Origin of the sequence: Halorubrum miltondacostae (assembly GCF_041379815.1) — an archaeon.
Lineage (GTDB): Archaea > Halobacteriota > Halobacteria > Halobacteriales > Haloferacaceae > Halorubrum > Halorubrum miltondacostae.
Map to the genome: position 1 here is coordinate 557,601 of NZ_JBEDNY010000001.1, position 21,653 is coordinate 579,253.

24 protein-coding genes are annotated in these 21,653 nt (G+C 69.0%); 9 read left to right on the forward strand and 15 right to left on the reverse strand.

Annotated features, from left to right (window positions below):
• Positions 1–601 precede the first annotated feature (601 nt).
• From ABNG04_RS03020 to ABNG04_RS03035, 4 genes are all read right to left on the reverse strand, one after another.
• Positions 602–1,072 (reverse strand): winged helix-turn-helix transcriptional regulator, encoded by a 471-nt coding sequence (locus ABNG04_RS03020; RefSeq protein WP_371159926.1) that lies wholly within the window; start codon positions 1,070–1,072, stop codon positions 602–604.
• A 1-nt stretch (position 1,073) separates the two neighbouring features.
• Complete coding sequence (locus ABNG04_RS03025) at positions 1,074–1,412, reverse strand: hypothetical protein (protein WP_371159928.1); 339 nt, start codon at positions 1,410–1,412, stop codon at positions 1,074–1,076.
• Positions 1,413–1,505: 93 nt separating this feature from the next.
• Positions 1,506–2,006: a PepSY domain-containing protein gene (locus tag ABNG04_RS03030; protein WP_371159930.1), complete on the reverse strand. Its 501-nt coding sequence runs from the start codon at positions 2,004–2,006 to the stop codon at positions 1,506–1,508.
• Between the two features lie 468 nt (positions 2,007–2,474).
• Complete coding sequence (locus ABNG04_RS03035; RefSeq protein ID WP_371159932.1) at positions 2,475–2,870, reverse strand: CopG family ribbon-helix-helix protein; 396 nt, start codon at positions 2,868–2,870, stop codon at positions 2,475–2,477.
• A gap of 132 nt (positions 2,871–3,002) precedes the next feature.
• Here ABNG04_RS03035 and ABNG04_RS03040 point away from each other — a divergent pair, with 132 nt between their 5' ends.
• The gene (locus ABNG04_RS03040; RefSeq protein WP_371159934.1) at positions 3,003–3,905 is read left to right on the forward strand and encodes an MOSC domain-containing protein; all 903 of its coding nucleotides are present in this window, start codon (positions 3,003–3,005) and stop codon (positions 3,903–3,905) included.
• 97 nt (positions 3,906–4,002) lie between these two features.
• Here the strand turns inward: ABNG04_RS03040 and ABNG04_RS03045 are convergent, their stop codons facing one another.
• Both ABNG04_RS03045 and ABNG04_RS03050 read right to left on the reverse strand, forming a co-directional pair.
• Positions 4,003–4,917 (reverse strand): hypothetical protein, encoded by a 915-nt coding sequence (locus ABNG04_RS03045; protein WP_371159936.1) that lies wholly within the window; start codon positions 4,915–4,917, stop codon positions 4,003–4,005.
• Between the two features lie 83 nt (positions 4,918–5,000).
• Positions 5,001–5,870 (reverse strand): CheF family chemotaxis protein, encoded by an 870-nt coding sequence (locus ABNG04_RS03050; RefSeq protein ID WP_371159938.1) that lies wholly within the window; start codon positions 5,868–5,870, stop codon positions 5,001–5,003.
• 241 nt (positions 5,871–6,111) lie between these two features.
• Between ABNG04_RS03050 and fer the strand changes: the two genes are divergently transcribed.
• The 3 genes from fer to ABNG04_RS03065 all read left to right on the forward strand — a co-directional run bounded on the left by fer (position 6,112) and on the right by ABNG04_RS03065 (position 8,323).
• Positions 6,112–6,501 (forward strand): ferredoxin Fer, encoded by a 390-nt coding sequence (gene fer, locus ABNG04_RS03055; RefSeq protein ID WP_297886178.1) that lies wholly within the window; start codon positions 6,112–6,114, stop codon positions 6,499–6,501.
• A 200-nt stretch (positions 6,502–6,701) separates the two neighbouring features.
• On the forward strand, positions 6,702–7,091 hold the full coding sequence (locus ABNG04_RS03060; protein ID WP_371159940.1) for an Htur_1727 family rSAM-partnered candidate RiPP: 390 nt from the start codon (positions 6,702–6,704) through the stop codon (positions 7,089–7,091).
• Positions 7,088–8,323 (forward strand): TIGR04347 family pseudo-SAM/SPASM protein, encoded by a 1,236-nt coding sequence (locus ABNG04_RS03065; protein WP_371159942.1) that lies wholly within the window; start codon positions 7,088–7,090, stop codon positions 8,321–8,323. Before ABNG04_RS03060 ends, ABNG04_RS03065 begins: the two co-directional genes overlap by 4 nt.
• 17 nt (positions 8,324–8,340) lie before the next feature.
• Here the strand turns inward: ABNG04_RS03065 and ABNG04_RS03070 are convergent, their stop codons facing one another.
• The 3 genes from ABNG04_RS03070 to ABNG04_RS03080 all read right to left on the reverse strand — a co-directional run bounded on the left by ABNG04_RS03070 (position 8,341) and on the right by ABNG04_RS03080 (position 10,350).
• Positions 8,341–8,499: a hypothetical protein gene (locus ABNG04_RS03070; protein WP_371159944.1), complete on the reverse strand. Its 159-nt coding sequence runs from the start codon at positions 8,497–8,499 to the stop codon at positions 8,341–8,343.
• Positions 8,500–8,554: 55 nt separating this feature from the next.
• Complete coding sequence (locus tag ABNG04_RS03075) at positions 8,555–9,217, reverse strand: helix-turn-helix domain-containing protein (RefSeq protein ID WP_445972115.1); 663 nt, start codon at positions 9,215–9,217, stop codon at positions 8,555–8,557.
• 86 nt (positions 9,218–9,303) lie between these two features.
• Positions 9,304–10,350 carry a disk-shape morphogenesis protein volactin gene (locus tag ABNG04_RS03080; RefSeq protein ID WP_371159946.1) on the reverse strand — a complete coding sequence of 349 codons (1,047 nt, stop codon included), beginning with the start codon at positions 10,348–10,350 and terminating at the stop codon, positions 9,304–9,306.
• 200 nt (positions 10,351–10,550) lie between these two features.
• Between ABNG04_RS03080 and ABNG04_RS03085 the strand changes: the two genes are divergently transcribed.
• Positions 10,551–11,384 carry a geranylgeranylglycerol-phosphate geranylgeranyltransferase gene (locus ABNG04_RS03085; RefSeq protein ID WP_371159948.1) on the forward strand — a complete coding sequence of 278 codons (834 nt, stop codon included), beginning with the start codon at positions 10,551–10,553 and terminating at the stop codon, positions 11,382–11,384.
• Between the two features lie 138 nt (positions 11,385–11,522).
• Here ABNG04_RS03085 and yciH read toward each other — a convergent pair whose 3' ends face one another.
• The 5 genes from yciH to ABNG04_RS03110 form a co-directional block, all read right to left on the reverse strand.
• A complete protein-coding gene (gene yciH, locus ABNG04_RS03090) occupies positions 11,523–11,816 on the reverse strand; it encodes a stress response translation initiation inhibitor YciH (protein ID WP_004596695.1) in 294 nt (97 codons plus the stop codon).
• A gap of 53 nt (positions 11,817–11,869) precedes the next feature.
• Entirely contained in the window at positions 11,870–14,149 is a 2,280-nt protein-coding gene (locus ABNG04_RS03095) for a transglutaminase TgpA family protein (RefSeq protein WP_371159950.1), read from the reverse strand.
• Positions 14,146–15,273, reverse strand: coding sequence for a DUF58 domain-containing protein (locus ABNG04_RS03100; protein WP_371159951.1), 1,128 nt, complete (start codon positions 15,271–15,273; stop codon positions 14,146–14,148). The genes ABNG04_RS03095 and ABNG04_RS03100 overlap by 4 nt, the downstream gene beginning before the upstream one ends.
• A gap of 33 nt (positions 15,274–15,306) precedes the next feature.
• Complete coding sequence (locus tag ABNG04_RS03105; protein WP_371159953.1) at positions 15,307–16,332, reverse strand: AAA family ATPase; 1,026 nt, start codon at positions 16,330–16,332, stop codon at positions 15,307–15,309.
• Positions 16,333–16,556: 224 nt separating this feature from the next.
• The gene (locus ABNG04_RS03110; protein WP_371159954.1) at positions 16,557–17,924 is read right to left on the reverse strand and encodes a dihydroorotase; all 1,368 of its coding nucleotides are present in this window, start codon (positions 17,922–17,924) and stop codon (positions 16,557–16,559) included.
• Positions 17,925–18,051: 127 nt separating this feature from the next.
• Here ABNG04_RS03110 and ABNG04_RS03115 point away from each other — a divergent pair, with 127 nt between their 5' ends.
• The 3 genes from ABNG04_RS03115 to serS all read left to right on the forward strand — a co-directional run bounded on the left by ABNG04_RS03115 (position 18,052) and on the right by serS (position 20,419).
• Complete coding sequence (locus ABNG04_RS03115; RefSeq protein ID WP_371159956.1) at positions 18,052–18,597, forward strand: DUF8162 family protein; 546 nt, start codon at positions 18,052–18,054, stop codon at positions 18,595–18,597.
• 91 nt (positions 18,598–18,688) lie between these two features.
• Positions 18,689–18,928: a DUF6199 family natural product biosynthesis protein gene (locus tag ABNG04_RS03120; RefSeq protein WP_371159958.1), complete on the forward strand. Its 240-nt coding sequence runs from the start codon at positions 18,689–18,691 to the stop codon at positions 18,926–18,928.
• Positions 18,929–19,048: 120 nt separating this feature from the next.
• On the forward strand, positions 19,049–20,419 hold the full coding sequence (gene serS / locus ABNG04_RS03125; protein WP_371159959.1) for a serine--tRNA ligase: 1,371 nt from the start codon (positions 19,049–19,051) through the stop codon (positions 20,417–20,419).
• A gap of 26 nt (positions 20,420–20,445) precedes the next feature.
• Here the strand turns inward: serS and ABNG04_RS03130 are convergent, their stop codons facing one another.
• Complete coding sequence (locus ABNG04_RS03130) at positions 20,446–21,036, reverse strand: LURP-one-related family protein (protein WP_371159961.1); 591 nt, start codon at positions 21,034–21,036, stop codon at positions 20,446–20,448.
• A gap of 119 nt (positions 21,037–21,155) precedes the next feature.
• Here ABNG04_RS03130 and ABNG04_RS03135 point away from each other — a divergent pair, with 119 nt between their 5' ends.
• A complete protein-coding gene (locus ABNG04_RS03135) occupies positions 21,156–21,653 on the forward strand; it encodes a hypothetical protein (RefSeq protein WP_371159963.1) in 498 nt (165 codons plus the stop codon).

Genomic DNA, 21,653 nt, shown 5'->3' on the forward strand with positions numbered 1-21,653 from the left:
ACATCACTGTACAGATTATTGAAGTCGATCAGCAGCCGGAAGATATGACCAGCTATGCCTCTCTCGGAGTCCGGTGTCGTTCGAAAGATGGTCTTTCACATCTCACGGTCGATAACTCCCCGATGAAACTGCGTTCCGGATGAACAGGCTCCTCTGTCCGATCGTCCGGTGTGACTCGTTCCATACCTCAAAGACGTGTTCGACCACAGTACTTGGACTCGTTTCTACTCGTGACTATTCGAGGTGAGAGCCACTTCAAGTAGCGATATGCGCGCTGTATCCTGCGGTATTGCTTCGATCTACCCTGTGTCTGTCAGTGAATAGTTGACCGATACAGAGGATGTAGTCAACACTGGAACGATGTTATCTTCTTCAAAGAGGTTCTGAACTAGCCGATAGAAATCGCCCACGCATTGTCATCGTGATTTTAACATTTTAGTACTCATTCCGATGACTCTGCTAGATACCAGCCAATGTGTCATATATATACGATAAAAATGGCTTTTTAATGCTCTTTGCATAGCTCACAAGCCTACCCCCAGAAGTCAAGAACATTATCGACCGCTCTGTCGACAAAACTTTCTTTATATCTGACAAGTAATTACATCGTCAGTTCCTCGTCAGCAACAGTGTAAAACGTTGTTCGACCGTCCTGAACCTGGGAAATGATCCCGTCCTCAACTAGGCGTGACACGTGCCAAGAAACCGTTGACGGAGCCACGCTTAGTTCATCAGCGATTGACCCATTCCGGGCTGCCTCCTCCTGTATTAAGAACAGCAGAATATGGCGAGTCGTTTCGTACCGGAGCGACGAGAGTATCTCGCGCTCTTCGTTGGTGAGTTCCTCGGCGACAAACAATCGACGTTTCCCCTGATGTTCCTGACTCATGAGTACGTCATATTGTTCAAGGGTGTCTAGATGGTGCTGTAAGAGCCCCGTCTCCATGTCGAGATCGCGCTTCACCTGGCTAAAGTGGACGCCAGGGTTCGTCTGGACGTACTCGAAGATCTCTTTACGCGTCTCTAGTTCGAGGATATCTTCTTCGGCGTCATGGGTGCGGCGTCTAACCATCTCAGTTTTGCTTTCGTGACCCGGTTGTGGGAGGTAGACGCGTCATCGTGACTTCCAGGTCAAAACGCCGCACCACGGTCGATAACAGAAGGAGGGAAATACCGAGTGCGAACAGACTCGTGAGCAGCTCGAAGTACGGGATCCCTTCTTCGAGAAAATCGTCGCCGACCTCAAGCAAGAGATCGGTTGCAAGCAGCGCTGCGAGCAGTGCGAGGACCAGAACACGACTAACCCGGGTACGGTAGTAGGCAAGCGCAGTAACGATGACTACAGCCAGCGTCACCACAAGCGTGAGGGCCCGAATGAGCGTCTCCGGTTCAAGCAATTCGATCTCCGCCATCTGATACAGTTGGGTGTGGAAGCTATCTAAGTACTTCGTGCGTCACGTGCGGCGGCTGACTCTGAGATTCGGTCTCGAAGTTAAGACTCCGAGTTATTCATCGTCTTCGTTGTCCTCCTGTTCGTCTTCGTCGTCTCCGTGTTCGTCCTGCTGGTCACCATCGCCGTCTTCGTTGTCCTCCTGCTCGTTTTCGTCGTCTTCGTGTTCGTTCTCCCGCTCGTCTTCGTCGTCTTCATCGTCTTCCGTTTCAGTTTCGAGGACCGTACCGTCGTCTGCGTGAACAGCAACTTCGACTTCTGAGCCGTCCGTCGTCACGCCTTCGACTTCATAAACGGGTGAACCATCCTCATTCTCGAGTTCAACTTGAGTCCCGTTGACGGTTCCGTCGATTTCGTCAGTGGCGATGTCGATCGCTTCCTGCTCAGAGAGCGTGACGTTACTCTCCGAGACCGAGTCGTCATCACTGACGTCCGAGATGGGTGAAGGCCCGGTGACTTCCGCGATTGCTGCTCCGCTGCTGGCAACAGCGAGTAGGGTGAGTCCAGCGACAGCGAGTGCGATTATTATTCGGCTGGTTGATTTCATCGGTTTCATGGCCTCACTACGAGTATTGGGAACTACGCGTAAAGTGTCGTTTGGTATATGAGTCTAGAAGTGGTACACGCCTCTAGCAGACCAGTCTGTGAGATCCCGCTAAACGACCGTGATCTCCATACTAGTCACATCTAGTCTGATACCGTGCTATTGTGTCAGTTCAGAGTGACCAAGAGACGCAGCGTAAGTCGGTCTGTCAACACAATCACTGGGTTGTACTGACCGATCCTTAATCCCGTTTCTCAGCGGGGGGACCGCTGACCGATATGCGCTATGGATACAGCACGTACGCAACAGAGTACCGGTATCTGTGAGTTTCAACGGCGCCCACTGTTCGTATTTTCATGACACTACGTAGATAATTCCGAAGAGATCTATGGTAGATCTCATAAGTCTGAACAAGGTCGAGCAGCGGGAGAGTCGGTAGCGATCGATCAACCGGAAACTGTCCCCGGGCGCCTCGCCGGCCTACGCCGTCCCGTCTCGAATCAGCATCACCTTCACCCGGCGGACGGCGTCGAAGTCGCGGAGCCGGTACGTGAGCTGTCGGACGCGCTCGGCGTCGCCGCGACAGAACAACGACTCGAGACACCACTCGCCCTGGTGCGTGTGGCTCGTGTTGAGGATGACGTCCTGGTATTCGTGTTGCGCGCCGTGGAGCTCCCGGATGACCTCGTGGTGGCGGTAGTCAAAGCCGACGAGCGCGACGACCTCGCCGGTCGTGTCTTCGAGTCGCGAGTGCGACTCCACGAACTCGCGCATCGCCTCGCGGACCGCCCGCGACCGGTTCTCGATCCCCTCCTCCCGCCACGCCCGATCGAACTCGTCGACGAGTTCGTCGGGGAGGTTGACGCTCGTTCGCATCCTCTCATCGTGGATCCCGCGAGTACAAGAGGCTCGTCATGGCGGTCAGCAGCTCGGCAGTAGCGACCGCGACATCCCGTCCGCTCGGACCGTCGGCCGATCGCTTTTGTTCCGGCCCGTCGAACCCCGGGTATGACACGCGTCGCGGAACTCCTCGCGTACCCCCTGAAGTCCTGTGACGGCGTCGCCGTCGACCGCGCCGCGATCGGTCCCGAAGGCGCGCTCCGCGGCGACCGCTCGTACGCGCTCGTCGAGGCCGGCGTCGACCCCGAGACGGCCTCCGTCGGCGGTGGCGGCGGCTACGTCAACGGGAAGAGCGAACGGGCGGTCCACGGGCTCCGCGCCGAGTACGACCTCGCCGGGCCGACCGACGCCACGCCGACGGCCGTGACGCTCGCGCGCCAGGCGACCGAGCGCGCCCCGGCCGACGAGCGCACGTTCGCGCTCCCCGAGGAGGGCGACGCCCTGGCCGACTGGGTCGGCGAGTACCTCGGGTACGCGGTCGATCTCGTGCGCGACGACGCCGGGGGCTTCCCCGACGACCGCGCCGCCCGCGGGCCGACGGTGGTCTCGCGGGCGACGCTGGAGACCGTCGCGTCGTGGTTCGACGACGTGGCGGACGCGACGGAGATGCGACGACGGCTGCGCCCGAACGTCGTCCTCGACGACTGTCCCGCGTTCTTCGAGGACCGACTGTTCGCCGACCGCGGCGAGGGGGTCCGCGTCGCGGTCGGCGGCACGGAGCTGATCGGCGTCAACCCGTGTCAGCGCTGCGTCGTCCCCTCCCGCGACCCGGATACCGGCGCGGCGATCGACGGATTCCGCGAGCGGTTCGTCCGGAAGCGCCGCGAGACGCTGCCCGACTGGACCGAGAGCGACCGCTTCGACCACGACTTCCGGCTGATGGTCAACACCGTCGTCGCGGAGCGCTCGTGGGGGGACGTCCTCGCCGTCGGCGACGAGGTCACCGTCGAGGGGGTCGTGACCGTCGACGAGAACGGGACGCCCGTCGCCGGCGCGGACGCGGCGGAGTGACTGTCCGAGAGCGACGAGCGAACGACGAGAAGGCGAACGGGGTAGCGCGGGGAAACGGGGACGAACGAGCGCGGAGACGGCGGACTCGACGAGCGCGTCAGCGCCCGCCGTCAGTCATCGCGACCGGGTCGTCCGTGTCGGCATCGGCCGGCTCCGCGGCGGACTCCTCGCGCGACGCGGGGTCGACCGCGGTGTCGGTGACGCCGAACTGCGTCCAGAAGGTCGCGACGACGACCGCGTACGCGACCAGGTCGTAGTGGACCGCGCCCTCGAGGCCGGTGAACGCGGTGAGCGTGCTGTACCCGAAGAGGGCGGCGACGCCCCCGACGAACGCGACCTCGTTGGTGAACTCGCCGTCGCGCACCGCTGCGGCCGCGTTACGGATCGTCGGGCCGCAGGCGACGAGGAACGCGAGCCCCGAGAGCGCACCGAGGTTGATGAAGAAGTGCGTCGTCATCTGCGAGTCGAGGATCGACTGGAGGTACTGAACCGTCACGGGGTCGTAGAACAGCCACTCGACGCGGGTCGGGTACAGCACCGCGATGTACGGCGTCGCGACCATCAGGCCGAACAGGGTCGCGACCGCGACGCGCGCCGACGCGAACTGCGAGGCGCGCCGCGACTCGAACGCGTCGTCGCCGGACGCGACGACCAGCCCGCACTCGGTCAGCACCTCGCGGAGCGCGTCCCGCGAGAGCGACGGGTCGTGGTGGATGCCGACCGTCCCGTTGCGCCGCGTCGCCGAGGCGGCGCTGACGCCGTCGACGTCGCGCAGGACCGCCTCCAGTAGCCCCTCGCGTCGGTCGGTGTCGATCCCATCGACGGAGAACGTGTCGTGGGCGTGGTGCTCCGGGACGCGGGCGACCCGCGGGCCCGAACCGCCGGCGTCGTCCGCCGGCGTCTCGCCCGCGGGCGAACTGGCCTCCCCCGCCCCGTCGGACGCGTCGAGTCCCCGTTCGCGGACCGCGGCGTCGAGCGCCGACTCGTCGCCGGGGTGGTTGCTGTCTCGCATGAGAGATACCTACGGGTACACGACTATGAAACTTCCCCCCGAGCGGAAGCGTCGCGTCGGGCCCCGAACCGCGCGTTCGGCCCTCAGGCGTTGACCGACTCGAGGTACGAGCTCACGATCATCTGCCCCTTGCGGGTGAGCGTGGTCCCGCTGTCCCCGTCGGCGACGAGGCGCTCCTCCCGGAGGGTGTCGAGGATCATCGACGTTTGCGTGACGTCGCCGGTGACGACGTCGGCGATGTTCGCCTCGCCGCCGGCGGAGTAGATGGAGACGAGGATCTCCAGCTGCTCTTCGGTCGGGTCGAACGACTCCAACTCCTCCATCGCCTCGTCGTACTCGATCTTGATGTACCGGCCGAGGATGTTGAGCGCGCGCTCGTTCGGGACGGTCGTGATCGACGTGACCGTCCGGTCGTCGGCGACGTGTTCGAAGACGAGCGCCGGGCGCTTCTTCCCGCCGACGGTGCGGTCGGTGCGCTCGTAGTCGATCACCGCGGAGAGGTCGACGGTGAACGGCTCCGGACAGTTGCCGAATCGGATCTCGCCCGGCGACACGGACACCGAGGCGCGGTGGTCGGTCGCGTCCGTGACGCGTCCACCGACCTTCGCCGGGTGCCGCACGGTGACGGTGACGTTCCGCAGCAGGGTTTTGAACAGGAGCCTGACGAACTTGTCCATGTCGTCGGGTTCGCCCTCCACGAGCGCCGACCGCCGCGACCCGTCGCGTTCGTACGCGATCGTGACGCTGTCGTTGAAGAACGAGCGCAGCTCGCCCGGGACGCTCCCGACGACGACGTCGAACACCCGCGAGAGCGGGACCGTCTCCTTCCCGTCGTCCGTCGCGAGGACGAGCCGTCGCTGGCTCAACAGGACGCGACCGGTCGCCGGCTCGTCGGACTCCAGGCTCGCCGCGTGGACGCGGCCGACGAAGTCGGCGACGACGGACTCTCCCATCGGTACGTGCTGAGCGCCGTACGGTATTTATTGTTACTCATGGCGTATCAGTCGTGATAACGGTTTATTACCCGAACCGACGCGAACGACGCCGCCCGAGGAGCGCGGCAGAAAGACCCCGTCAGACGGCCGATTTCGACGTCGAATCGAGACGAACGTGTTCGGTCGCGACGCGCGTTTTCGGGGGTCGTCGACCAGAGAACAGCAAAGCCTAATGACGTGGGCACCAAACAGTCTGATGATGCCCACAGTAGAATACCTCAACTACGAAGTGCTCGACGACCACGGCTGGTCGATGGACGACGACGACCTCTTCGAGGAGGCCGCTGACGCCGGCCTCGACGCCGAAGACTACGGTACCCTCGAAGTGAACCAGGGCGAGTACATCCTCGAATCGGCCGAGGCCCAGGGCTACGACTGGCCCTTCTCGTGCCGCGCCGGCGCGTGCGCGAACTGCGCTTCCATCGTCAAGGAAGGCGACATTGAGATGGACATGCAGCAGATCCTCTCCGACGAGGAGGTCGAAGAGAAGAACGTCCGTCTCACTTGTATCGGGAGCCCGGCTACCGACGAGGTCAAGATCGTCTACAACGCGAAACACCTCGACTACCTGCAGAACCGCGTCATCTGATCGGGTTTCTCCTTCGGTAACGGCCGTTTTCACACGGGATCGCGGCGTGCGCGGTCCTCGACTTCCCTCGGAGCCGAGAGCGACCGGTCCGTCGCTTCGAGCGTCGACCGCGCCGCCGTCCCAACCGAATACATTCGGCTGAATTTCGCGGCCGTGGGAACGCGCGAAACCCCGTTCGGGGAACCGTCCGTACGGAGGGTATGGTCGAGAAGACGGACCGACGCGAGAACGCGAACGGGCCGCGGTCGGCCGACGGTCGCCGCTTCGAGGTGTTCGTCCGCGAGGCGGAGTCGGACCCGCTCCGGCACGTCGGCACGGTCGCCGCGCCGACGCCGGAAGCCGCCCACGAGGAGGCGAGCAAGCTCTTCGCGTGGTACGCCCGCGACGTGTGGGTGTGCCCGGCCGCCGAGGTGTCCCGATTCTCCGCGGAGGCGCTCGCGGACGACGCCGAGGGCGGCGCGAGCGCCGAGGACGCGGACGACGACGAGCCGCGCGTCTACGAAGAGACGGAGGGGACGCCGACCGTCTCCTGCGGCGGCGCGCCCCCGGCCGACGCGGTCGACGCCGACGACGCGGGGGGGCAGCGATGATCTCCGTCAGCAAGCTGCTCTGCGGGCTCGACGCCGAGAGCGACGGGCTCCGCTACGACGCGGCCGACGGCTCGAAGAAGCCGCAGATCACCGAGGAGAAACAGCAGCGCCCGGTCGTCGTCTGGAACACTACGAAGCGGTGTAACCTCTACTGCGAGCACTGCTACGCCGGCGCGGACGAGGCGGGCGCCCCGAACGAGCTCTCCACCGCCGAAGGGAAGGCGCTCATCGACGACCTCGCCGAGTTCGGCGTGCCAGTGCTCCTCTTCTCCGGCGGCGAACCCCTCGTCCGCGAGGACCTCACGGAGCTCGTCGCGTACGCCGCCGACAGCGGGATCCGGCCGGTGCTCTCGACGAACGGGACCCTCCTCACCCGGGAGCGGGCCCGCGAGCTGAAGGAGGCGGGGCTCAAGTACGGCGGCGTCTCCGTCGACGGGCTCCCCGAGCGCAACGACCGCATCCGGGGCGAGGAGGGGGCGTTCGACGCCGCCGTCCGCGGGATCGAGGCCTGCCTCGACGTGGGGCTCAAGACGGGGTTGCGGTACACGATCACCGAGCACAACGTCGACGACCTCGCCGGCGTCATCGACTTACTCGCCGACGTCGGCGTCGATCGCTTTTGCTTCTACCACCTCGACTACGGCGGCCGCGGCGCGGACATCGCGGACGTGGACCTCTCTCCGGAGGCGACCCGGCGGGCCGTCACCGACCTCTGTGACCTCACCCGCGAGTACCACGACCGCGGCGAGGAGATCGAGACGCTCCTCGTCGGCAACTACGCCGACGCGGGCCACCTCGTCGAATACGCCGACCGCGAGATGGGCGAAGACCGCGCGCGGCTCATCTACCGGTACCTCGAGCGCAACGGCGGCGACCCGACCGGCGAGCGCGTCGCCGACATCGACCCCGTCGGCAACGTCCATCTCACGCAGTTCTGGCAGGGGTACTCACCCGGGAACGTCCGCGACCGCTCGTTCGGCGCGATCTGGTCCGACGAGTCGAACCCGCTCCTCGCCGGGCTCCGCGAGCGGGAGGACCGCCTCTCCGGACGGTGCGCCGACTGCGCGTACCAGTCGGTCTGTCGGGGCGGCTCGCGGCTCCGCGCGCTCTCGGCGCACGGCGACCCGTTCGCCCCCGACCCGAAGTGCTACCTCACCGAGTCGGAGCGCGCCGGCGAGGAGGCGCTCGCGCGGATCGACGCCGCCGACCGCTCCGCCCCCGCCGACGACTGAGCCGCCCCGCCGTCGACTCACTCCCGTTCGCTTCCCGAGCCGTCTCCCGTCCCGTACTTCGCTGAGAAGCGCTCCGCGGGCAGCTCACCGCGGGCGACGCCGATGGCGTCGCGCACGAGCTCGGCGGCGTCGTCGTCGCGGATCGGCTCGACGACCGGGGAATCGTCGTCGCTCATGGCCGAGCGATGGGGTCGCCGCCCCCTCGGTCCCTCGCTTCACGTGTGGACGGCTTCAAGAGGGGTTTGGCCGCTCCGCGCCGTCGAAGACGTCGGTGACCAGCTTCGCCTGCGCCGTGCGGAGCCGCTGTGAGAGCGCCGACTTGCTGATGCCGAGCTCGTCGGCCAGCTCGCTCAGGCGCACGTCGCGGTCGTCGTCGAAGTAGCCGCGGACCACCGCGAGCTCGAGCCCGCGTCGCTGTTTCGGCGTCAGCGCGGAGAGGTCGAAGGTGACCTGCTCCGTTGCGTCCGGGCCCTCCACGACCGCGAGCCGGACGAGCCGCACCCGGTCGACCACGGCCCGGAGCTCCTCGACCAGCCGGCGGACGGCGTCGCGGTCGTCGACGTACGCGGTCACGAGTATCGTCTCGTCCTCGACGCGCCGGAAGTGCGGCGCGTAGCCGAGCCGCGCGAACGCGTGACAGAGGCAGTCCTCGTCGACCTCGCCGGTCCCGCGGCGCACGTCGCCGCCCGGCGTAGTCACGTCGGCGACGCACTCGTCGCCGACGGCGTTGACCGTGACCTCGGCGGCCGACTCCGCCTCGGAGACGATCGGACAGCCGCCGTCGCCGGTCGGGTCGACGTCGAGGTCGACCCGCAGGCGACGCCCCCCGTCGGCACCGGCGACGTCGGACATGGCAGCCCGTACGGGTGGCGCGGTTTTTACTTTTCGGCAGATTCCCGGGATCCGGCGCGACGTCGCGGGGGCCTGAAAAATCGGTCGGGGTCGCTTTCGCGGCGGCGACGCGTTCTCGCGGCGGCGGCTCAGTCCTCGGACTCGGGGGCGGCCTCCTCGGTGGCCGGCTCGCTCGTCCCGCCGGACTCGGCCTCCTCGCCCTCCTCGGAGCGGGCGGCGACGAGCGCCCCGCTGGCGACGCTGTACATCGGCTCGTCGGCCGAGCGCACGCCGCTGATCGAGAACGGGATGTTCGCGTCCGCGAGGTGGTCGGCGAACAGGTCCTCGAAGCCGTTCGGGCTGGAGGTGCCGCCGGTGACGACGACGGGCACGTCGAGCCCCTCCTCGACGTCCTCCTCGTCGACCTCGCGGGTGATGTTCTCGATGACGTAATCGAGCAGGTTCTCGTAGTAGATTGCGAGCGCGCCCTCGACGCCACCCACGTCGGTGCGGAAGTCGAGCTCGAAGTCGTCTTCCTTGATGCTCGTCACCTTGTCGACCGGGGTCCCGGTCGCCTGTGAGGTCTGCTCGTCGATCCAGTCGCCCCCGCGGGCGATGGAGAACTTCATGACCGGCACCGCGTAGTAGGCGAGACAGACGTTCGTCATCCCTGCGCCGAAGCTGATCCCGAGCCCGGTGAAATTGTTGTCGGCGAGCTCGGAGTAGATGACCGCCATCCCCTCGTTGATCGGCTCGGGGTCGTACCCCATGTCGCCGAGCATCGACTCGAGGGTCTTCTCGTGGTACAGCGTCGTCAGCCCGGAATCGATCGGGTCCGCGGGACTGGAGTAGAACAGCCGCTCGTTGGGCTTCGAAGGCTCGCCCACCACCTGCTCGGTGATCAGCTTGATCATCGGGATCGCCGACGCCTCCTCGCTTGAGAGGATGCCGTGTTGCATCGGCCGTCGAGTTTCCTTGTTGAAGATGTTCGCGAAGTTCAGCGCGTCGTCGCCGACGACGTACACCTTGTCGTCCTTGCGGATGTGGAGGACCTCGCTCCGCGAGAGCATTTGCTCGGCCATGTCGCTGTACTCGATCTCGACGAACGAGTTCCGCTGCTGTACGAACACCGTCTCCGCGCCCTCCTGTCGCCCGGAGAGGATGTTCATCGTACCGACGTCTAGGCCCTTAGCCATACGCGGGTATTTCATTTCGCACGTGATAAACGTTCGTGGGGGTCCGCCCCGCGCTCTCGCGGGTCCGGGCGAACACCTTCGGGAGTCCCGGCGATCGGCGGACGATACGCCGACGGGACGACCGCTGCGCGCCCCCGACGGTACGTCGTCTACCCGATCCCGCACCGTTTATTCCTCGGGGGCGGGAGTACGCGGACGACGTGCGAGACACGCTCCGCGGTATCGTCGAACTCGCCCGCCTCGGCAACTGCGTCGCGGCCGGGGTGCTCACCGCCACCGGCGCGTTCGTCGCGGGCGCGGCCGGGGCGGGCCTCCCGACAGCGCTCGCCGCCCTGACGACCGCCTTCGCGGTCGCCGCCGGCAACGCGATAAACGACTACTTCGACCGCGAGATCGACGCGGTCAACCGCCCTGACCGACCCATCCCCCGCGGCGCGGTCTCGCCCCGGGGCGCGCTCGCGACCGCGACCGTTTGGTTCGCCGTCGCGGTCGCGGCCGCGGTCACCCTCCCGCCGCTGGCGATCGGCATCGCCGCCGTGAACCTCGTCGCCCTTGTGACGTACACGAGCCTGTTCAAGGGGACGCCCGGGCTCGGCAACGCCCTCGTCGCGTACCTCGTGGGCTCGACGTTCCTGTTCGGCGGTGCCGCCGTCGGGAGCCCGCGGGCCGTCGTGGTCCTCGCCGCGCTCGCGGGCCTCTCGACGTTCACGCGCGAGGTGATCAAAGACGTCGAGGACGTGGCCGGCGACCGCGAGGAGGGGCTCTCCACGCTGCCCATCGCGGTCGGCGAGCGCCGCGCGCTGTGGATCGGCGCGGCCGCGCTCGTCGTCGCGGTCGCCGTCAGCCCGCTGCCGTACCTCTCTGGGACGCTCGGCGCGGCGTACCTCGCGATCGTCGCGGTCGCCGACGCGGTCATGCTGTCCGCGACCTACGAGAGCTTCGCCGACCCCGCCGCCGCGCAGCGCCACTTCAAGTACGGCACGTTCCTCGCGGCGGCAGCGTTCGTTGTTGGCCGGGCGGTCGTGGTCGCGTGAGACGGCTCGCGGCGGTCACGTGCGCCGCGCCGAACGGTCGCGTGGGTCGATAGAGCAGTCGCTCGCGGACGCGACTCGACAAAAACGGAGTCGACAGCGGTTCGAACCGACGCTCGACGGCGGACGGTCAGGTGACGGTCACGCGACGTTGAAACCCTTGTCGCGGAGGAAGTCCTCCACACGACCCGAGTGGTTCCCCTGGAGCTCGATGGCGCCGTCCTCGACGGTGCCGCCGCAGGCGAACTTCGACTTGAGATCCGACGAGAGGGAACTCAGGTCCACGTCCTTCGGGTCGAATCCTTCGATGACCGTTACCTCCTTACCGTACCTGCGCTCGTCGATGCGGATGCTGATCTGCTGGGACTCTTTCGCGACGTCCTCGCAGACGCAGAGTTCCTGGGGCAGTCCGCACGTCGAGCAGACTTCCGACATTACAGCCTGAGTCTACAGGATGCCCATATTAAATAGTGTCGGGAAGCCCCCCGTCAGCGGACGAACCGCCCGACGAGCGGCAGTCGTTCCACGGCGAGCCGGCGCACCGCGCGGCGCGCCTCGTCGGCCTCGTCGCGAGTCACCGACCCGGCGTACGCGGCGCGCTCGTACGCCGCCGCGACGGTCTCGACGCGCTCGTCCGCGCCGAGCGTCCGGATCGCGTCGACGTAGCTCCGCGGCGTCTCCCCCGGCCGCCGCTCGCGGTAGCGCCCGGCGAGCAGCCGTTCGAGGTCGGCGAACGCCCGCTTCGCGTCCGTCGCCGGATCGCGGCGCAGCCGGGGGAGCACCGGTCCGACCCGTCGGCTCACCCCGTCCCCGAAGCCGGTCCGCCGCGCGCCCGCGACGCCGAGCGCCGCCACGAGCAGCCAGTAGAGCGCGGTCCCCCCGTCAGGGAGCGGTGTCGACCCGCCGTCGGCCTCGACGTTCGGGCTGTCGCTCGCCGACACGCCGCCCGCCGGTCCGCCTTCGAGCCGCGCGATGTCGGCGGAAGAGGACCCCTGCGAGCCGTTGGTCGCGTTCGCGCCTCCCGCTGCCGGATCGGCCGTGCCGTTCTCAATGGAGTTCTCCCCCGAGCCGCCGTCAGCGGTGTTCGGGCCGCCCGTGCTGGGATCCACCTCCAGCGTCTGGTTTGGCGTCGACGCCTCGGTGTCGACGTCCTCCGCGCCGTCGGCACGCGCCTCCGCGAGCCGGGTGTCCCGCGCCTCGTCCCGGGGATCGGACGGCGTCGGGTCGAACGCGACCCAGCCGTGGTCCGGCACGTAGATCGACACCCACGTGTGGGCGTTCTGCCCCCGCACGACGTACTCGTCCTCGCCGACCCGCTGGCCGGTGGTGTAGCCGCTCTCGAACCGAGTCGGGACCCCCTGCGACCGCAGCATCGCCGCCATCGTCGTCGCGAAGTAGACGCAGTAGCCGGCGTCCATCTCGAAGAGGAACGTGTCGGCGACATCGCCCTCGGGCCGCTCGACGGTCAGCGAGTACGCGTACTCCGAACGCAGGTACGCCTCGACCGCGGCCGCCTGCTCGTACGGCGACTCCGCGCCCGCGGCCGCAACGATCTCCTCGGTTCGGTCGCCCACCCGCTCCGGCGTGCTCTCCGGGAGCTGCGTGTACCGCTCCTCGATCGCCTCGGGGTAGTCGGTGCTGGCGTTGCGGAGCGTCGCGGGGTCGGCGTCGAGCACGCGGCTCTCGACGGTCACCTCGTCGCCCAGATCGAGCGGCTCCGCGAGCCGCAGGCTCCCCCGCTCGTCGACCTCCACCGTCCCGCCGCCCGACGCGCCGACCGGCTTCCACGGCGCGGGTAACGCGCCGGACTCGGCCTCGGCGGTGACCGTCGTTTCGACGCGCTCGCTCTCGCCCGGCGGACCAGCGAGCGTGCCGTTGACCGCGGACCGCTCGCCGGTCCGCACCCAGCCGTCGCCGGTGTAGGTGTCGTACGCCCCGGTGTGCCAGTTCCGCTCGACCGGGCTCTCGATCGTGTACCGGACCTCCGGGGAGAGCCGCGTCGACCCGACCACCTCCAGTTCGTCGTCGCCGCTCAGGCTCGACTCCAGCGTCGACGTGCCCCGGTCGATCCCCAGCGGCACCGCCGCGCCCCCCGGGACCACGGTGACGGTCGCGCTCGCGACGACCATCGCCGCGACGATCAGCGCGAACGTGCCCGCGTGACCCCGCAGCCGGCTCGGGGTCGCGAGCGTCGAGAGACCGACGGCGAGCGCGAGGCCGACGACGCCGGCGACCGCCGCCCCCGTGCCCGCGTCGCCTGTGAGCACGAGGAAGCCGAGCGTCCCGCCCGCGACCGCCGCGGCCGCGACGTGTCGGCCCCGCCCCGCGAAGTAGCCGACGAGGAACGTCGGCACCGGCGCGACCGCGAGCACCCAGACGTCCGCGAGCGCCAGCCGCAGCACGGAGAGCCCGGTTGACAGCGCGAGCACGTCCAGGGCGACGCTCCGGACCGTGAACAGCGCGCGCTGGCTCTCGGGGACCGCGAAGAAGTACGCCAGCAGTCCCGCGACGAAGATCCCGCCGGAGAATATCATGGCGGCCCGCTCACCGATGACGCGCGCCAGCGCGAGCCCGCCGAGTCCGGCGACCGCGACAACCGCCGCGGTCCGGGCCGTCCCGCCGACGACGTTCGCCACCTCGAAGAACACAGCGAGGTACGCCGCGGCGACGACCGCGACGCCGACCGCCGCCGGGTCGGCGAGCCGCCGGTCGTCTCCGGGCGGATCAGAACGAGCGCGGGGTTCCCGAGCGGGCGCGTCGCGGCTCACGGCGACGCCACCCCCTGTCTGTCCGCCGCTCCGTCGGTCCGGCTCCATCCGACGTCGCCGTCAGCCGGACGCTCGCCCTCGGCCTCCCGGCGCAGGTCGTCGAAGGAGGCCGACCGGTCGCCCGTGCGGAACCGGGCGCCGTCGGCCTCGGCGATGATCGTCACGTCGGCCTCGTCGCCCGCCACCGCCCCCGGTCCGGTCCGCGCCGCGAGCTCCAACACCTCGCGCCGGCCGCGGTCGCCTGGCGACGCCGAGACGCGCCCGGCGGGGAGCCGGACATCGACCGGCACCCCGTCGTCGAGCAGCGCCAGCACGAGGCTCACCGTCGCCCGGGCGAGCTCGTCGGCCGCCGCCGCGCTCGGAGAGCGGTCCTCGGCGCCGAACCCGGACAGCTCCTCGCCGCCGCCGACCTCCGTCCCGCCCGCGATCGTCACGCGGTTCCGCGCGGTCTCGGCCGAGAATTGCTTGACGACGATCTCGTCGCGCTTGGCGGTCGTCGCCCAGTGGACGTCGCGGACCGCGTCCCCGCGGGTGTACTCGCGGAGCCGGTCGAACTCCTCGCGCTGCCGGCTCACGTCGACCGCGTCAGCCGCATGGAGCGCCCGGCGAAACCGGGCCGGGATCGGGTCGCGGGGCGGGTACACCGTCACCGCGTCGGTCTCGTCGACGACCAGCTCGCGCTCGAAGAGCCCGAACACGTCGGTGACGGTGAGCTCGATCGGGCCGAGGGTCCGCTCGCCGCGCTCGCGGTACGTCACCCGGTACGACACCGACTCCGAGCCCACGGAGGCCCGGATCGGCGCCGTCGGCCCGTCGAGCCCATCGTCGACGCGGACGAACACGTCGGCGAGGAACGAGCGGGAGGATTTGGTGTCGCCGGTCACGTCGGGCCCGAACTCCAGGCGGACCTCCCGCGTCTCCCCGACGAACCCGTCCGCGGGCGTCACGTGGCGGACGGCGGGGACGTCGACGCGCGACACCTGGACGTAGCCGGCCGCGAGCGCGATGGCGACCGGGATCACGATCGCGTCGAGCGCGCGCCCCCCGGCGGCGATCCCGCTGGCGGCCGCGACGAGGCCCACGAGGCCGGCGACGCGTCCCCGGCGGGTGAGTGCGGGCGTCATCGGTGCGTGGGGGGCGTCGGCGTCATCGTGGTGTCACTCCACCCGGATGCGGTCGAGCGCGTCGCTGACGATGTCCGCGCCGTCGGTCCCGCCCGACTCGGTCCGGATCCGGTGGGAGAGCACCGTCGGGGCCTCCGTCTGGACATCGTCGGGGATCACGTACTCCCGCCCCTCGAGGGCGGCCCGCGCCTGCGAGGCGCGGACCAGCGCGAGGCTCCCGCGCGGGCTCGCCCCGAGTCGCGCGTTCCGGCGAGTGAACACCGCGAGCCGGGCCACGTACTCCCGGACCGCCTCGGAGGCCTCGATCTCCCCGACGATCCGGCGGGCCGCCCGCACGTCGCCGATCGTCGCCACGGGCTCGACCGAGTCCACCGGGTGGTCGCCCGTGAGCCGGCCGAGGATCGCCGCCTCGTCTTCGGTGTCGGGGTAGCCGAGCCGGATCTTCTTCATGAAGCGGTCCACCTCCGCGACCGGCAGCTCGTACGTCTGCCCCGGCTCCACGTCGTTCTGGGTCGCGATCACGCAGAACGGGTCCGGCAGCTTGCGGGTGGTCCCGTCGGTCGTGACTTGGTTCTCCTCCATCGCCTCCAGAAGCGCCGACTGCGTCTTCGGCGGGGCTCGGTTGATCTCGTCGCCGAGGACGACGTTGGCGAACACCGGGCCGGGCTGGAAGTCGAACTCGTCGGTGCGGCGGTTGAACACGTTCACGCCGGTGACGTCGGAGGGCAGCAGATCGGGGGTGAACTGGACGCGCTTGAACGAGCCGTCAATCGAGCGCGCGACCGACTTCGCGAGCGTCGTCTTCCCGACGCCGGGCACGTCCTCGACGAGGAGGTGGCCGCGCGCCAGCACGGTGACGAGGACGTGCTCGACCGCCTCGCGCTTGCCGACGATCACCTCCTCGACCTCACTGACGATCCGGTCCGCGAGCGCGGCGACGTCGGCTGGCGTCTCGGGCGCGTCCGTCGCGGCGGCCTCGGTCGTCGCCCCCGCGGGCTCGGCGTCGGCCGACTCCGCCGGACCGGTTCCGATCGGTGCCGGATCCCCGGGGTCCGTCATGTTCGGCCGGCCGCGTCCGGATCGGCTTCCCGTCCGGACGCGACCGTGCGAATGCTCCCCGTGATCATCGATATACCCCGGATAAGGCGAGCAACGGCATATGCGTTCCGCCGGCGGTAGTTCGTTCGCATCGCGGGTTTCGGCCCCTCCACCGACCGCTAGCCGGCCGATCTCGGTGCGAGTCATCCGCCTGCCTCCGGGGCCGCTGACCCTGAACCCCGCGACTACGACTTCCTGACGTTCCGCCCGACCGGCTCGCCGAACGACGAGGCCCCGGTCGACGGGTCGCGCTCGTAGACGACCTCGCCGCGAACGAGCGTCACCTCGGGGAAGACGCCGCGGAGCCCCTCGAAGGGCGTCCACGCGCAGGCGCTGTGGAGCGCGGCGGCCTCGATCTCGCGGGGGTCGGCGGTGTCCACGAGGACGAGGTCCGCGTCGCGCCCCGCCGCGACCCTCCCTTTCCGGTCGAGGCCGAAGATCTCGGCCGGGTTCGCGGCGACGACGTCGCGGACGCGCTCGAGCGACAGTTCGCCCGTCCGCGCCGACTCCAAGAGGAGCGGGTACAGCGTCTCCACGCCCGGTACGCCGCTCGGCGCGTCAACGAGTTCGCGGCGCTTCTCTTCCACCGTATGTGGGGCGTGGTCGGTCGCGACCACGTCGACGTCGCCCGCGGCGAGCCGGGCGAACAACGCCTCGCGGCGCTCCTCCGACCGGAGCGGCGGGTTCATCCGCCCGAACGTGCCGAGCGAGCGCGCCCGCTCCCGGGAGAGGTAGAGGTGGTGCGGCGTCACCTCGCAGGTGACGCGAGGGGAGTCGTCGAATCTCTCGGCGTCACCCTCCCCCGACCCGTCCTCGCGGGCCGCGACGACGGCGTCGACCGCCTCTGGCGTCGAGGTGTGCGCGACGTGGACCTGCGCGTCGCGGTCCGCGGCCGCCGCGAGCGCGCGCTCGACCGCGGCGACCTCGGCGTCGGCCGTCCGGTAGGCGGACCACGCGTCGGCGGTCGCGGCCGTCCCGACCCCGCCGAGGTCGCCGTCGAGCGCCCCGTCGTCGAACAGCGTCGCGTCCTCCGCGTGGACGGTGACGGGGACGTCGCGGGCGCTCGCCTCGTCGAGCGCGTCGGCGAACAGGTCGGCGTCGATCCCCATGTCGCCGGTCGAGTCCGCGAGGAACACCTCGCCGAGCGCGAACAGGGACCGGTCGAACAGCCCGTTTGGGTCCCAGTCGGGGGTCACGCCGCCGTTGATCCCGTAGTCGACGAGCGACTCGGCGGCGAGCGCGGCCTTCTCGTCGAACGCCTCGCCGTCGACCGTCGGCGGCGAGGTGTTCGGCTGGTCGACGACGGTCGTGACGCCGCCGGCCGCGGCGCTCCGCGAGCCGGAGCCCCACGTCTCCTTGTGGCTCCCGCCCGGCTCGCGGAAGTGGACGTGGACGTCGACCGCGCCCGGCAGCAGGTGTCTCCCGCGGGCCTCGAGGACGCTCTCGCCGGCGTCGGCCCCGAGCCCTTCGGCGACCGCGTCGATCCGTCCGTCGTCGCCGATACGCACGTCTCGAACCCGGCCGTCGGCCAGCGTCGCGCCCGTGATGAGCATCGTTGTCGGCCGGTCGCGGCGAGCGGAATAAACGCTGGTGGTTCCGGGCGGGCGGCGGCCGGCCGCGACGGCGACGCCTCGCGGGTCACCACAAGAGGTTTGTCGCCCGCGGCGGCTCGTCTCGCGCATGGTCTCTCCCGCCCCCGCGCCGTCGGTTCCGCTCTCCTCCGTTCCGTCCGTTCCGCCTTCCACGGTTCCCGCGGTCGTCGATTTGACTGTCGGATGGCTGTGGGCGCTCACGCTGCTGGTCTTCCCCGGGCTCGTCGTCGCGGGGCTGTGCGCGCCGTTCCTCGCGGCCTCGCGCCTCCGAGCGCTGTTCGGGACGCTCCCCCCGACGGGGCGGGTCCTTCCCTCGTACCTCGCGGTCGCGATCGGGCTCTCCGTCCCGTACGTCGCCGGCGTCGGACTCACCGTCGCGCGCGCCGGCGAAGCGGGGCCCGCCTGGAGCGAGGGGTTCCTCTCGACGGCGCTCTTCGGTGCCGTCCTCGTTGCTCTCGTCGCGCCCTCGGCCGCGGTCGCCGGGCTGCCGCGGTTTGGCGTGGACTGGGACCCGGCCGGGTACGGCGCCTCCACGTGGGCGCTCCTCGTCGCCGCCGGCGCGTGGTACGCGGTTGTCGCCGCCGTCCCGCTCGTCGCGCTCGCCGTCGGGATGGCGCTGCCGGGCGGGTACTGAGGGCGTTGATCCTCCGCGAACCGTCGCGGAGATCCGTCGGACACCTCGATTCCGTAACGCTTTGTTGGCCCGCGAGAGAACCCCCGCGCGAATGTTCCCCGCACCCTTCCGGCTGTTCTTCGTCGCCGTCCCCCTCCTCGTCGCGGCGGGCGCGCTGGCGATGGCGGCGTTCCCGCGGAAGATGACGAGCTGGCAGACCCGATCGCCCGACGGCTCGACGCAGCGGATCGAGCCCAGCGACACCCGGATCCTCATGATGCGCGTGATGGGCGCCGTCGTTGCCGCGCTCGCGGTCCTGATGGCGTTCGGCACATTCACGTTCATCCCCTGACCCGTGACGCGCGACGGCCGCGCCGCGAGCGCGTCTAACGTCGACCCGCCACGAGGCTCCGTGGCAACCGATGCCGCCGCTCCGATACGGTTTTGAGTCGCCCCGCGGAACCCTCGACAAATGCTGTCTCGACAGTTCGTCCGGGAGAACCCCGAGGTCGTCCGCGAGGCGCTCGCGAACAAGGGAGTCGACGTCGACCTCGACCGGATACTCGACGTCGACGAGGAGTGGCGAGAGCTGAAACAGCGCGGCGACGACCTGCGCCACGAACGCAACGAGGTCTCCTCGAAGATCGGCGAGCTGAAGGCCGCCGGCGAGGAGGCGGAGGCGAAGGAGGCGATCGAGCGCTCCCAGGAGCTCAAGTCGGAGCTCCAAGACGTCGAGGCGCGCGCCGACGAACTGGAGAGCGAACTGGAGGAATCGCTGCTCGAACTGCCGCAGATCCCCCAAGACTCCGTGCCGGTCGGCGCGGACGAGTCGGAGAACGTCGAGGTACGCCGCGAGGGGTTTGACAACCTCCGCGAGGGCACCGCCGACGTGGAGCCGCACTACGACCTCGGCGAGGACCTCGAAATCCTCGACTTCGAGCGCGGCGCGAAGGTCGCCGGCGGCGGCTTCTACGTCGCGAAGGGCGACGGCGCGCGCCTCGAGCACGCGCTGATCCAGTTCATGCTCGACGTCCACCGCGAGCAGGGGTACGAGGACGTGTTCCCGCCGATCCCGGTCAACTCCGAGTCGATGCGCGGCACCGGGCAACTCCCGAAGTTCACCGAGGACGCCTACCGCGTCGAGGGGTCGAACGAGGACGACTACGACGACGACGACCTCTGGCTGCTCCCGACCGCGGAGGTGCCCGTCACGAACCTCCACCGCGACGAGATCCTCCTCGGCGAGGATCTCCCGCTGAAGTACCAGGCGTACACGCCCAACTTCCGGCAGGAGGCGGGCGAACACGGCACCGAGACGCGCGGCATCGTCCGCGTCCACCAGTTCAACAAGGTGGAGATGGTGAACTTCGTCCGGCCCGAGGAGAGCGACGAGCGCTTCGAGGGGCTCGTCGACGAGGCGGAGGAGGTGCTCCGCCGCCTGGAACTGCCCTACCGCATCCTCGAGATGTGTACCGGCGACCTCGGATTCACGCAGGCGAAGAAGTACGACATCGAGGTGTGGGCCCCCGCGGACGACATGGACGAGGGGCCCGACCGTGGCGGCCGCTGGCTCGAGGTCTCCTCCGTCTCCAACTTCGAGGACTTCCAGGCGCGCCGCGCCGGGATTCAGTACCGCGAGGAGCACCACGAGTCCGCGGAGTACCTCCACACCCTGAACGGCTCCGGGCTCGCGGTCCCGCGGATCGTCGTCGCGATCCTGGAGTACTACCAGAACGACGACGGCACTGTCACCGTCCCCGAGGCGCTGCGCCCGTACATGGGCGGCACGGAGGTCATCGAGGGCCACGACGCGGTCGGCGAGTCGAAGCTGGGCGGAGAGTAGCCGGCGCAGTCCCTCTCTCTCGGCCGCTACTTGTTTTCCAAGGCGTCGAGGATACACGCGGCCGCGATCACCGCCTCCTTCGGCACGTCGCTCGCGTCGTCGATGGTGACCGCGTAGGTGTCGCGCATCGAGAAATCCCCCTCGATGTCGCCGACGTGGCCGCCCTCGGCGTCGAATATCTCGTACTTGTTCGGGATCAGGTTCGCCGCGCCGACGACGTGACGGAGCGCGGACAGCAGCTTGTTCTTCGACCGGATGGTCGCCAGCGCCTCGCCGGTGTCTGGGTCGCGGACCGTCCAGTTCTCGACGAAGATTGAGTAGTCCTCGTCTAAGACGACGACCTCCTCGCCGGTGCCGGCGTCGACGATGGCGTAGTTGCCGCCGATGTCCACGATGCCGCCCGCCTTCACCGAGAAGGCGTCTTCGCCGTCGCCGGTGACGAACGGGAACTCCTCTTTCAGCTTGAGCAGCTTCTGTTTCCCGCGGAGGACAACGTCGCCGGCACTGTCGCTGACGGCGTACTTGTTGCGGACCAGCGACTGTTTCACCTCGTAGCGGTCGTCGTCGAGGTCGACCGTCGAGATGTCGTAGGCGCCGGACGCGGAGGGGTCGTTCATGCCCGGGGAAGCGCGGCAGCGGCTGAAATGCTTTGTGCTCCCGCGCGCCGAGCCGGTGGGTCAAACGATCCTCGTCGCCTTCGGTACCTGCTTGTCTCTCGCGGGACGACGCGTGAGCGATGTCACGGAACGCCGTCGCCGTGGTCTGCTGTCTCGCCTTCCTCACCGGCTATCTGGCCGGCGGGGCCCCAGGCTGTCCTGCGATCGGACCAGACGGAGACCGTGTCGCGGAGCCGGTGTGTCAGGGCGACGCCGCCGGCGGCCTCTCGCTCTCGCTCGACCGGACCGACGAGGCTGTGCGCGTCACCGCGACGAACGTCGGCGACGAGCCCGTCGCGGTCAACCCGGACCGGTGGGTCGTCTTCCGGGAGGCAGCCGAGGGATCGAACTCCGGCGAGGCCGCGTGGCGGCCGGTCGCGAACGCCCCGGCGGGGACGCACAACCTGACCGTCTCGATGCTGGAGCCGGGCGACCGGATGACGTGGGAGCTCCGCTACGCGCCCGACGCGGACCCGACGAACCGCCGGGACGCGACACTCGCCCGCCCGGGTCGCCACGTCTTCTCGCTGCGGGCGAACAACCGGACGTACGTCGTCGCCTTCGAGGTCGAGGGGTGA

What these genes read in the sequence shown, in the direction of transcription:
- ABNG04_RS03130 (WP_371159961.1), bottom strand. Translation starts at nt 21,036, where the DNA reads ATGAACGACCCCTCCGCGTCCGGCGCCTACGACATCTCGACGGTCGAC.
- ABNG04_RS03035 (WP_371159932.1), bottom strand. Translation starts at nt 2,870, where the DNA reads ATGCGAACGAGCGTCAACCTCCCCGACGAACTCGTCGACGAGTTCGAT.
- ABNG04_RS03040 (WP_371159934.1), top strand. Translation starts at nt 3,003, where the DNA reads ATGACACGCGTCGCGGAACTCCTCGCGTACCCCCTGAAGTCCTGTGAC.
- ABNG04_RS03020 (WP_371159926.1), bottom strand. Translation starts at nt 1,072, where the DNA reads ATGGTTAGACGCCGCACCCATGACGCCGAAGAAGATATCCTCGAACTA.
- ABNG04_RS03135 (WP_371159963.1), top strand. Translation starts at nt 21,156, where the DNA reads ATGTCACGGAACGCCGTCGCCGTGGTCTGCTGTCTCGCCTTCCTCACC.
- ABNG04_RS03105 (WP_371159953.1), bottom strand. Translation starts at nt 16,332, where the DNA reads ATGACGGACCCCGGGGATCCGGCACCGATCGGAACCGGTCCGGCGGAG.
- ABNG04_RS03070 (WP_371159944.1), bottom strand. Translation starts at nt 8,499, where the DNA reads ATGAGCGACGACGATTCCCCGGTCGTCGAGCCGATCCGCGACGACGAC.
- ABNG04_RS03080 (WP_371159946.1), bottom strand. Translation starts at nt 10,350, where the DNA reads ATGGCTAAGGGCCTAGACGTCGGTACGATGAACATCCTCTCCGGGCGA.
- ABNG04_RS03100 (WP_371159951.1), bottom strand. Translation starts at nt 15,273, where the DNA reads ATGACGCCCGCACTCACCCGCCGGGGACGCGTCGCCGGCCTCGTGGGC.
- ABNG04_RS03115 (WP_371159956.1), top strand. Translation starts at nt 18,052, where the DNA reads ATGGTCTCTCCCGCCCCCGCGCCGTCGGTTCCGCTCTCCTCCGTTCCG.
- ABNG04_RS03030 (WP_371159930.1), bottom strand. Translation starts at nt 2,006, where the DNA reads ATGAAACCGATGAAATCAACCAGCCGAATAATAATCGCACTCGCTGTC.
- ABNG04_RS03060 (WP_371159940.1), top strand. Translation starts at nt 6,702, where the DNA reads ATGGTCGAGAAGACGGACCGACGCGAGAACGCGAACGGGCCGCGGTCG.
- fer (WP_297886178.1), top strand. Translation starts at nt 6,112, where the DNA reads ATGCCCACAGTAGAATACCTCAACTACGAAGTGCTCGACGACCACGGC.
- ABNG04_RS03120 (WP_371159958.1), top strand. Translation starts at nt 18,689, where the DNA reads ATGTTCCCCGCACCCTTCCGGCTGTTCTTCGTCGCCGTCCCCCTCCTC.
- ABNG04_RS03050 (WP_371159938.1), bottom strand. Translation starts at nt 5,870, where the DNA reads ATGGGAGAGTCCGTCGTCGCCGACTTCGTCGGCCGCGTCCACGCGGCG.
- ABNG04_RS03065 (WP_371159942.1), top strand. Translation starts at nt 7,088, where the DNA reads ATGATCTCCGTCAGCAAGCTGCTCTGCGGGCTCGACGCCGAGAGCGAC.
- yciH (WP_004596695.1), bottom strand. Translation starts at nt 11,816, where the DNA reads ATGTCGGAAGTCTGCTCGACGTGCGGACTGCCCCAGGAACTCTGCGTC.
- serS (WP_371159959.1), top strand. Translation starts at nt 19,049, where the DNA reads ATGCTGTCTCGACAGTTCGTCCGGGAGAACCCCGAGGTCGTCCGCGAG.
- ABNG04_RS03110 (WP_371159954.1), bottom strand. Translation starts at nt 17,924, where the DNA reads ATGCTCATCACGGGCGCGACGCTGGCCGACGGCCGGGTTCGAGACGTG.
- ABNG04_RS03025 (WP_371159928.1), bottom strand. Translation starts at nt 1,412, where the DNA reads ATGGCGGAGATCGAATTGCTTGAACCGGAGACGCTCATTCGGGCCCTC.
- ABNG04_RS03045 (WP_371159936.1), bottom strand. Translation starts at nt 4,917, where the DNA reads ATGCGAGACAGCAACCACCCCGGCGACGAGTCGGCGCTCGACGCCGCG.